This is a genomic window from Vibrio sp. 10N.247.310.17, from assembly GCF_041466605.1.
Lineage (GTDB): Bacteria > Pseudomonadota > Gammaproteobacteria > Enterobacterales > Vibrionaceae > Vibrio > Vibrio tasmaniensis_A.
On record NZ_JBFSTC010000030.1, the window covers coordinates 41,086 to 51,469 of the forward strand.

General features: G+C 45.0%; 9 protein-coding genes. 7 read left to right on the forward strand and 2 right to left on the reverse strand.

From position 1 onward, the window contains the following. Positions 1 to 388: 388 nt before the first annotated feature. The 7 genes from AB6D80_RS10835 (at position 389) to phnE (AB6D80_RS10865) (ending at position 9,062) form a co-directional block, all read left to right on the forward strand. Positions 389 to 2,362: an ATP-binding protein gene (locus AB6D80_RS10835; RefSeq protein ID WP_372188496.1), complete on the forward strand. Its 1,974-nt coding sequence runs from the start codon at positions 389 to 391 to the stop codon at positions 2,360 to 2,362. Then, complete coding sequence (locus AB6D80_RS10840) at positions 2,359 to 3,711, forward strand: sigma-54-dependent transcriptional regulator (RefSeq protein ID WP_372188498.1); 1,353 nt, start codon at positions 2,359 to 2,361, stop codon at positions 3,709 to 3,711. The genes AB6D80_RS10835 and AB6D80_RS10840 overlap by 4 nt, the downstream gene beginning before the upstream one ends. Positions 3,712 to 3,986: 275 nt before the next feature. After that, a complete protein-coding gene (locus tag AB6D80_RS10845) occupies positions 3,987 to 5,207 on the forward strand; it encodes a glycerophosphodiester phosphodiesterase family protein (protein ID WP_372188500.1) in 1,221 nt (406 codons plus the stop codon). Between the two features lie 301 nt (positions 5,208 to 5,508). After that, positions 5,509 to 6,549, forward strand: a complete 1,041-nt coding sequence (phnD, locus tag AB6D80_RS10850) for a phosphate/phosphite/phosphonate ABC transporter substrate-binding protein (RefSeq protein ID WP_004732989.1) — start codon at positions 5,509 to 5,511, stop codon at positions 6,547 to 6,549. A 127-nt stretch (positions 6,550 to 6,676) separates the two neighbouring features. Then, positions 6,677 to 7,447: a phosphonate ABC transporter ATP-binding protein gene (gene phnC, locus AB6D80_RS10855; RefSeq protein WP_372188502.1), complete on the forward strand. Its 771-nt coding sequence runs from the start codon at positions 6,677 to 6,679 to the stop codon at positions 7,445 to 7,447. Beyond that, a complete protein-coding gene (phnE, locus tag AB6D80_RS10860; protein WP_102258239.1) occupies positions 7,435 to 8,259 on the forward strand; it encodes a phosphonate ABC transporter, permease protein PhnE in 825 nt (274 codons plus the stop codon). Before phnC ends, phnE (AB6D80_RS10860) begins: the two co-directional genes overlap by 13 nt. Then, a complete protein-coding gene (gene phnE / locus AB6D80_RS10865) occupies positions 8,259 to 9,062 on the forward strand; it encodes a phosphonate ABC transporter, permease protein PhnE (protein ID WP_017097992.1) in 804 nt (267 codons plus the stop codon). The genes phnE (AB6D80_RS10860) and phnE (AB6D80_RS10865) overlap by 1 nt, the downstream gene beginning before the upstream one ends. A gap of 156 nt (positions 9,063 to 9,218) precedes the next feature. On the opposite strand, the gene AB6D80_RS10870 is transcribed toward phnE (AB6D80_RS10865), so the two are convergent. Continuing rightward, positions 9,219 to 10,013 carry an HAD-IIB family hydrolase gene (locus AB6D80_RS10870; RefSeq protein ID WP_372188503.1) on the reverse strand — a complete coding sequence of 265 codons (795 nt, stop codon included), beginning with the start codon at positions 10,011 to 10,013 and terminating at the stop codon, positions 9,219 to 9,221. A 109-nt stretch (positions 10,014 to 10,122) separates the two neighbouring features. Further along, positions 10,123 to 10,278, reverse strand: a complete 156-nt coding sequence (locus tag AB6D80_RS10875; protein ID WP_004732998.1) for a DUF3012 domain-containing protein — start codon at positions 10,276 to 10,278, stop codon at positions 10,123 to 10,125. Positions 10,279 to 10,384 lie beyond the last annotated feature (106 nt).

Consider the following 10,384-nt stretch of genomic DNA (forward strand, 5'->3'; position numbering starts at 1 on the left):
TAGTGTCCTACACTGCGAGACTCAATGATTTTCCATTATTGCTAATTTGTCTGAAAGTTTAGATTCAAGACCGTTTTGCGAATGATAAGCCCAATACGATCAATCTCTATGATAAATGATCAGACGTTATTGGAAGTGCTCAAACTAAAATGTCCTCCGACAGGGATTGATAAAGTAATCGCGTTTCTGTCGGTGAGGTCACCTTCTATTATCGCAAAACAGACAGCTCAAGATTTATAAAATAATTGTTATGATATCTTATGTGAAATGTTAATGATTACTCCTCGTTTAATAGTTTCACTAAAACTATTAGATGTAAGATTAAATAGGTAAACCACCTAACTGATTGAATCATTGACGGATCCTGTTGATTTTATGATGAGAGAAGGTGGAGCGAGTGAGTAGTCATGTCTCCGAGGTGATAGAAAACAAAGACAGTTTTGAACGCCTGTTTTCGATCAAAATCCCGCGTCGCAAGTGGTTTGGTTGGAAAGGCATTGAACTGCGCTTGGTGTTGGCATTGGCTATGTTATCGATGACAACCATCTTCCTTTCGGTTGTTTCTAGCTTTACTTTTGACGATCTAAACCAACGCCTCGTTGAATTAAAAGAGAGTGAAATCCCCGCCTTAGATAACGCTGCACGCCTCAATGACATGGTGCGTGTGATTATCACGACCTCATCTCAGCTCAGTGACGCTGAATCGAATATAGAACGTAAGCAGGCGATGCTCAAAATTGAAGAGGCCATTTCAGTGATGAATAGCGTTATGGTTCAGTTTCCTGATTATCACGCCTATTTTAAAGATCTTATCGCCCAAGTTAATAATAGTCTGAGCCTGTTGTATCAAAGTGAGATTGAGTCAGAACAACTCAATCAAGAACTTCGTAATTTGCTTGAGGGTTTTTATCCTCTGTTGCAACAAGCCAGTGACTCACTTGACAGTTTGCCTGACCCAGCCAAAGATCAAATCCAATATACTCAGTTGAAATCTCTGCTTTATTATCAATTAGGCTTAGTAGAGAAGCTGTATAACGACTCAAGCTTTAATGAGCTCGATTACACCAGTTACCGTCTAGAACAAGTCGGGGAAGAGTGGTGGAAGCTCTGGGTCAGTGGTGATTTAAGAAGTGATTTTCCTGAGTTAGATCATCAACTCACAGTGATCTATAACCTTGCCTCAAGTGATAGCAGCTTGTATGGGATGAAAAACAAAGCGCTCGATCATCTCTATCAAGAGCAATACTTCCTGCAAAACAGCCGCGAGCATTTGAACCAATTAACCGTGCAGATCGAAAGCAACACTAGCAAGGTGAATAGCAATATTGACCAATCGATTCAGCAGGCGCAGCTGTCTTTACAATCGAACCAACAACTCTCTCTTTTTCTTTCTCTGTTTAGCGTGTTGGCTGCCGCTGCCATTTCGTGGTTCTACGTACGTAAGAGTATTTTAGAAAGGCTTTTACAGCTCAAAGACAACATGTTCGCGATTTCTACCGGCCATTTAGATACCGAAGTTTCTATTCGTGGCAAAGACGAAGTGACGCAAATGGCCAAGTACCTAAAGGTATTCCAGACCACGGGCAAAGTCGTTAAGCAAACCAATCGAAAATTAGAGGCTGAGGTTGAAGAGCGAACCTTAGCCGAAGCCAAGCTACGTGTTACTCAAGATGAACTCATTCAAGCCGGAAAATTAGCCGCGTTGGGACAATTAAGTGTCGGGATCACGCACGAGATCAATCAACCTCTGACCGCAGTAAATAGTCACGTTCGAAGTGCTCAATTATGGTTAGGCAAGCAAAGGCCAGACAGGGCAGAAGAGAACCTGAAAAAGATCGAGGTCTTGTTAGATAAAGTGGCAGCGATAACTCGTCACCTAAAGGCCTTCTCACGTAAGAGCGATGGCAAGATTGATAGCGTAGAACTGGAGAAGGTGATTGGTGATGCGATTGACCTGTTTGAAACCCGACAGAGCGCTGTGTCGATTCTGTATTCGCCCCAAAGTAGCCAGACGGTTCGAGCTAACAGCATTCGCTTAGAACAGGTTCTGGTGAATTTGATCAGCAATGCTCTGGATGCCATCGAATATAGAGAGCAACCAGAGCTCAGCATCTCTACTCAAGAGCATTCGAATACCATTCAGATTTTGGTGATGGACAACGGGTTAGGGATACCTGAAGAGGATATTCCGCATCTGTTTGACCCATTTTATACCCGCAAGACAACAGGTAAGGGGCTTGGGCTCGGTTTGTCTATCGCATACAACATCATAAAAGACTTTGGCGGCTCGATTCACGTGGAATCAGTTGAACACCAAGGCACTACTTTTATCGTCACTCTACCAAAAGGCATAGCCTCATGACTGCAGAAAAACACATAGTTCTTATCGATGATGAAATCGATGTTGTTGAAGCCGTGAGCGAGATGTTGGAGCTAGAAGGGTTTAGCGTTACCACTTTTACCGACCCTAACCTTGGCCTTAAATCGCTCAAAGCAAACAGCCAGTCGGTTGTATTGTGTGATGTACGAATGCCACAGGTGGATGGGCTTACGTTACTGAGTTCCATTCAACATAGAGCCGCTAACGTCCCTGTCTTGTTGATGAGTGGCCATGGCGATATTCCCATGGCGATAGAGGCAATGAAGCTAGGAGCTTTCGACTTTTTAGAAAAACCACTGAATGCTAGTGAGTTGGTAGAGAAGCTCGATTTAGCGTTGGCACAATCTCAGCACAACTGCCCTGCAATTATAGGCGGCGATGAGGAAGCTGAGTTACCGATTGAAACGGTGGTTATTGGCCAATCAAAAGCGATGGATACGATACGCAAGCAAGTGCTCGCACTGTCTCATACTGGTGTTGATACCATCATCAACGGCGAAACAGGAACGGGCAAAGAGGTGATTGCTCGCGCCTTGCATCAATTTAGCCGTCGTAAGGCGAAGCCCTTTGTCGCGATCAACTGTGGCGGCATGACTGAAAGCATTATCGAAAGTGAGTTGTTTGGTCATGAAGCGGGTTCGTTTACCAGTGCCAACAAGAAGCGCATTGGAAAAATAGAACAAGCCAATGGCGGAACTCTGTTCCTTGATGAAATCGAAAGCATGCCAATTGCGGTGCAAATTAAACTGTTGCGCGTCATTCAAGAAAGAATGATTGAGCGCGTTGGTGGTAACGAGTTAATCCCGGTCGATATTGTGGTGGTAGCCGCCAGCAAAGCTGATCTCGCGAGCCTGAGTGAAACGGGGGAGTTCAGAGCCGATCTCTTCTATCGTCTTAATATTGCTAGCTTAAACCTTCCCGCATTGCGTCAACGCAAAGAAGACATTCAGGTGTTATTCCGCCATTTTGTGATTCAAGCGAGTCATAAATACAAGACGCGTCCGTCAACGATTTACCCTGAACAAATACAGCAGCTATGTCGACACGAATGGCCGGGTAACGTGCGTGAATTACGCAATGTCGCCGACCGATTTGTACTTGGTATTGTTGGTGATGGCTTCGATCTTCAATCACCAATTTGTGAAACGTCCGGAGAAGATTTTGCCTTTGAAAAACAGATGGAGCAGTACGAACGAAATGTTCTGACTGAGGCGCTTATTGAAAGCGCTGGCAACATTAACGAGGTATCAAGCAAGCTGAATTTACCGCGTAAAACCCTTTATCGAAAAATGAAGAAACACCAATTGGATAAAGAGAGCTTCAAGGCCTAACTGGTTCATCCATTCGCTTAATAAAAGCACAAGACAACAATGACCCAATTAACTTTTAGTCGAATGGTTAACCGTTTCAAGTGATTGTAATAAAAGGGCTTTAACATTTGGCATAATGCATGCAATTACTACATTGTGGCATACGTTCACATGAGGTTATTCGGTGCTAAGTCAAAATATATATGACAGCTATCTATATATGATAGCTATCCAACACTGAATGATCGAATAAAGGAAGTTAGAAAAATAATTGCTTGTTGCAAGGAGATACAAACATGAAGCAAATACTGAAAGGTTCGATTGCTCTGATACTAGGTGTGAGCTCGATGACGGCATGGGCCGCAGCAGAATCAGCCGACTTAGGTCCTCGTCCCCTCTTTTTAGTGAACAATATGGATGAGAGCCCTTTGAAAACCAAGCTGTTGAGTTGCAGTGAAGGACCTTTTCACCGTAGTGATTTTTCTATTGGACATCGCGGAGCTGCGATGCAGTTTCCTGAGCACACCAAGGAATCCTACTTAGCAGCGATTCAAATGGGCGCGGGCGTAGTGGAGTGCGATGTCACTTTTACTAAAGATAAAGCGTTGGTATGTCGTCACTCGCAAAGTGATCTACACACCACAACCGATGTTTTGGCGCATCCCGATCTCGCTAAGAAGTGCTCAACCCCATTTACACCAGCAAACCCCGCGACAGGCGAAGATGCACAGGTTGAGTGCCGTACTTCTGATTTCACGCTGGCTGAGTTTAAGACGCTCAAAGGTAAAATGGATGGTGCGAACCCAAAAGCCACCACGGTTGAAGAGTACATGAACGGGACTCCAGGTTGGAGAACCGATCTTTACAGCCAAAATGGGACACTGATGACACACGCAGAAAGTGCAGCACTGTTTAAAGAGCACGGCGTGAAGGTCACTCCTGAATTGAAATCAGCAGCGGTAGATATGCCTTTCAATGGATTTAGCCAAGAGATGTATGCGCAGAAGTTGGTGGATGAACTGAAAGAGGCGGGTTTTGAGCCTTCAGAGACTTACCTACAGTCATTCAACTTGGATGATGTGAAGTATTGGATCAATGAAACACCGAAGTTCGGCAAACAAGCGGTTTATCTTGATGACCGTGTTTACGAACAAGCGGACTTTGTCGCGTCTGTTGAAAACATGAAAGAGCTACACGATGCGGGCGTGAATATCATCGCACCACCTCTGTTTGCTTTGGTTGAACTTGATAAGAACAACGAATTAGTGGCGTCTAACTACGCGAAACTGGCTAAGGATGCAGACCTCGACATTATCGCATGGACACTGGAACGTTCTGGCCCGCTAGCGCAAGGTGGTGGTTGGTACTACAAGAGCGTGAAAGACGGCATCAACAATGATGGCGACATGATGAAAATGCTTGATGTGCTGGCACAAGATGTGGGTGTGATGGGCGTATTCAGCGATTGGCCTGCAACGGTAACTTATTACGCTAACTGCATGGACAGCGACGCATAGGCGATTCTGAGAGCGCTGTTACGTCGCTAATTATAGCGTTTGTATAGAGAGCGCTTAGCCAAAGAATAATAAGAGAAAAAGCAGTGAACCAAAGAGCCTTCGGGCTCTTTTTTTTACCACTGAAATTGGTGGGACAGAAATGACCCAAATGATTGGTTTTGAGTTGGACACTTATGACTCAAAAGTAATTTGAAAGTTTGGAGTTTTATTTAAGTCTTTGAAATTAAAGATATAAAAAGGTGGCACAAAGGCTGCAGTAGCTAAGGTGACTTTCAACAATAAGTAAAAGTAAGGTTTGAATATGAAAATCAGTGTTAAAGGACTGTTAATCGCTAGCTCATTACTACTTCCTTCAATGGCTATGGCAAGCGACTGCTCTAGCCGTGGTGTGTTAGACGATCGATACTGTGATGAAAACCAAGATTTGGTGGCCGATTCACCAAAGAACCCAGACGAGTGGAATGACCCAAGTACGCTTGTGTTTACTTACACGCCTGTAGAAGACCCTGCGTTGTACAAAGATGCGTTTGCGGATTTCCAAGCTCACTTAAGTAAAATCACAGGTAAGCGAGTGATTTACTACACAGTTCACTCGAACTCTGCGCAAGTAGAAGCGATGCGTTCTGGTCGACTGCACGTTGCAGGTTTCTCTACGGGCCCAACAGGCTACGCAGTTAACTTAGCAGGTTACGTTCCAATTGCGGTGAAAGGCGATGAGTCTGGCTTCCAAGGTTACAACCTAATCACGATTGTGCGTAAAGACAGCGGCATTAACAAGATGTCTGATCTGAAAGGCAAAAAGGTTGCACACACTTCTGCATCTTCCAACTCTGGCAACCTAGCTCCACGTGCGTTATTCCCAGCGAAAGGTTTAGTGCCAGATGAAGATTACAAAGTGCTTTACTCAGGTAAGCATGACCAATCGATTCTAGGCGTCTTCAATGGAGATTATGACGCAGCACCTGTGGCATCGGACGTGTACGATCGTATGGTAGCAGCAGGTCGTGTTGACGATTCTGAACTGAAGATCATCTACCGTAGCCCACGCTTCCCAACGTCTGCGTTTGGCTATGCTTACAACCTAAAACCAGAACTGGTTGAGAAGATCAACGAAGCTTTCTTTAGCTACCGCTTTACACCAGAAATGAGCGCATCGTTTAAAGGTGCCGACCGTTTCTCGCCAATCAGCTACAAAGAAGAGTGGGATGTGATTCGTGATATCGCTCATGCGACAGGTACGGCTTACACCAAAACTGGCTTGAAGAAATTGGCTGAAAAAGATGCGGCTAAACGAGCAAAGAAAAAAGCCGCTGAGCTAGCAAAACAAGCAAACAACGGCTAGTTCTTTTTTATTAGAAGACTAAGTTTTAGAAAGACTTAGTTCTTTAAAAACACCTACTTCAACTAAATATCTATGCCCTCGCGGGTAGGGCATAGATCATTCTAAAATTCGCACAAGGAAATGCAGTATGGCCGTAGCAAGCTATGAAGGAATAAAGATAAACAACCTTTTCCACGAATACGTGGCAGGCAAGCCAATCCTTAAAGGCATTAATATTGATATCGATGAGCCAGGCATCATCGCGATCATTGGTCCATCTGGTACCGGTAAAAGTACGCTTCTGCGCTGTATCAACCGACTCAACGATCCAAGCCAAGGTGAGATCATATTTGATGGCGCAGACCTGACTCAACTAAAAGGCCAAGCGCTACGTAAACAACGTCGACACATCGGCATGGTGTTCCAAGAATATAACCTCGTCGAACGTTTAACGGTTATCGAGAACGTGTTAAGTGGCCGTTTGGGTTACATGACCGCTTGGAATGCATGGCGTCGTAATTACTCTGCGCAAGACTTAGCAAAAGCGTTCGAGTTACTTGAATTTGTAGGCCTACAAGATTTTTCCAACCAACGTGCCGACAGTTTATCGGGCGGCCAAAGACAGCGTGTCGGTATCGCTCGCGCCGTTATGCAAGACCCATATATCTTATTGGCGGATGAACCGACTTCATCACTCGACCCGAAAACCGCGGTTGAGATCATGGAGTTGATGGAGACATTCGCAGAACAGAAAAACATTCCCGTGTTGGTTAACATCCACGATGTGAACTTAGCCAAGCGTTATGCCAAGCGCATCATCGGCATGTGTAACGGTAAAGTTCATTATGACGGCAGCCCTGAAGGGATCTCAGAAGAAGATCTAAAAATCATTTACGGGGGTGAGTCATGGCTGGATTAACCCCAAGTTCATCGCCAAGCGTACCGTCAAACCAGTCGCCAACGAAGCATGAAAATCCGTTCAAAACCTCATGGACTAACCGTGCAATTATCGCTGCGATAGTTGCTTATCTGTTTTACAGTTTCTCGACGTTAGGGCTGACCCTCGATCGTTTGATCATCGGTTTTGGTGAAAGTGAGCGGTTACTATCAAGAATGTTCCCGCCAGATTTCTCGCGTACTAATCTACTGCTAAGTGGCTTAGCGGAGAGCTTACAGATAGCGATCATTTCGAGTTTCTTCGGCATCATCATTTCACTGTTTCTTGGCTTACTGGCCGCACGAAACATGATGCCTTCGATTGTATCGACACCTATTCGTGGCTTCATCGCACTGTGTCGCTCTTTCCACCCAGTGATCATTGCCATTCTATTTGTGAAAGCGGTGGGTTTCGGTGCCCTTGCTGGGATCCTGACTTTGGTATTCGCATCGATTGGTTTTATTGCCAAGCTTTTCGCTGAAGCCATTGAAGAGATCTCTTTTAAACCGGTTGAAGCGATTAAAGCAACGGGGGCGAGCTTTGTCAGCGTCATTCTGTACGCGGTTATGCCACAGGTATTTACTCGTTTCATTGGCTTTGCTAGTTACCAGCTTGATTCAAATCTACGTAATTCAACCATGGTTGGCATCGTGGGTGCGGGTGGTCTTGGCGGTACGCTTTTCTCAGCATTCCAACGTTTTGATTACGACTTCGTTGCCGCTATTTTGATCACCATTATCGCATTGATTCTTGTGGGTGAATTTCTTTCCAACATTGTTAGGAGAATCTTCTAATGACAACTGCATCTATCGATAAAGAGTGGCAGCGCTTTACACCAAACGAACGCGTGGCTCGATTTGCCGTTTACCTGAGCTTAGTGTGTGCGATTGTTTGGTCTTGGCAAACCGTTGAAGTGATTCCTGAGTTCCTATACGACGCACCAGCGCAGTTTGCTGACATGTTCGAACGAATGGTGCCAATGGATTACGCGTTCTATCCTGAGTCGATTCACGCAGCGATGATTGAGACACTGCATATCGCGACGTTAGGTACCTTGTTTACCTTGGTATTTGCGATCCCTTTGGCACTGATGAACGCGCCAAATATCACTCCGAATAAAGCCTTGAACTGGATTGCTCAATTCTTTCTCGTGTCTTCACGTTCTGTGAACTCATTGGTTTGGGCATTGCTGTTCATCGCACTGTTTGGCCCCGGTGTTCTCGCAGGCATTATGGCAATTGCCATTCGTAGTATCGGCTTTGTAGGGAAGCTGTTAGCGGAAGCAATTGCTGAAGTGAACATGGGGCCTATTGAAGCTTTACGCGCGACAGGCGCTTCTTGGATGAGCGTTTTACTTAAAGGGTATTGGCCACAAGTGATGCCCGCATTCTATTCCATCGTATTGTTCCGTTGGGACATCAATGTGCGTGAATCTGCGGTATTGGGGTTAGTAGGCGCTGGTGGTATTGGCGTGGTGCTAAACGATGCGCAGAACCTTTTTGAGTGGCAAAAAGTTTCGATGGTATTAGTGAGTATCTTCGCAGTGGTTATCGTTGCAGAAGCAGTGGTGATCCACATCCGTAACAAACTCATATAAACATATGGTGCAATGCAGCGTGTTTTGTGTGATGTGTCAAAGTTAAGAGCTTATCTAGCATTTTGAAGCTCAAACGACCCTAGGTACTTCGGTCTACCTAGCGGTCGTTTTTTTATGTTGTTTGAATGGGCAGAAAGCTTGTTTAGACAGGGATGGTTAGCTTTTCGCTGTCTCAATTTTAAGCCTCAGAAGTGCATCCACAAATTCTGCAAACCCATAGCCACCCGGCTGCGACATCACCTGACTTGGATGATGATCTAACTTATCCCAATAATGCTTAATGTTTGCCACGCCAACGGTGAGTGGTAGTGATTCGAACATCTGTTGATCATTCATTGAATCGCCGACATAACACGCTTGCTTGTGGATTTGTTCAAGCGATAGGCCTTTATCAGCCAGGAAACGGTGCACGGCGTTTTTCTTTGAGTGTTCGCCATACCAAGCATTGATATGAATCGAACTTGCCGTCGCGTGTGCGCCTAAAGCGTGTATTCTTTCGAGTACCGCTTGAACAGTTTCAGGGTCAACAGGTTCACGGTTTTGGCCGATATCAATCGCGACCTCACACAAGCGGTAAGATTGGTCCAGAGTTAGGGATAGATCTGGGTAACTCGCCAAGATCGCTTCAACTTGTTGTTTTAGCTTGGTTTGGCTCTGGCGCACTTGCTCTAGTGGTGTTTCCGATGAAAGCTGTAATGCACCATCTTGTTTCTCTAATAAGAAGGCGCCGTTCTCTCCAAGCACAGCATCGACAGGCCAAAGCTGCGCAATATGGTCACACCAACCAGCACAGGCTCCCGTTACTGCGACCACTTTGATTCCATTGTCTCTCAGCTTTTGTAACGCAATCAGGGTTTCTGGAGGGAGTGAACCTTGCCAAGTGAGCGTGTCATCGACGTCGGTTAATACCCAGTTGATGTGTTGCCAGTCATTACCTAGTTGGTGTTCCATCCTCAAACTCACTTATTCGGGTTTATTGTGTTGCGTGGAGTGCTCAGTTCGTCGTAAAGCGTCTTTCACTCAGTGTTACTAAGTGTCGTTAATTAATGCTTAACCGTGTTTAGAAAACACAATGTTTAGCAAAATCACCGGCTTCATTGGCAGTCCAGTCGCCTTTCGGCTTTTCTTTCATATCTGTACACCAAGCTTCACTGCCCACTTCTGTACAGGCCATAAGTTGAGTCGCGAGAAATAGAATTAATGCAATTTTTTTCATAATAAACATTCCTTTCTTGTTTAAATTCTTGCTTATAACTGTATCAAATACTACTAGGGCGTGTTGACCTTTCGTGGTTAAATTTTGTTCGAGATAAAAGCGTTTT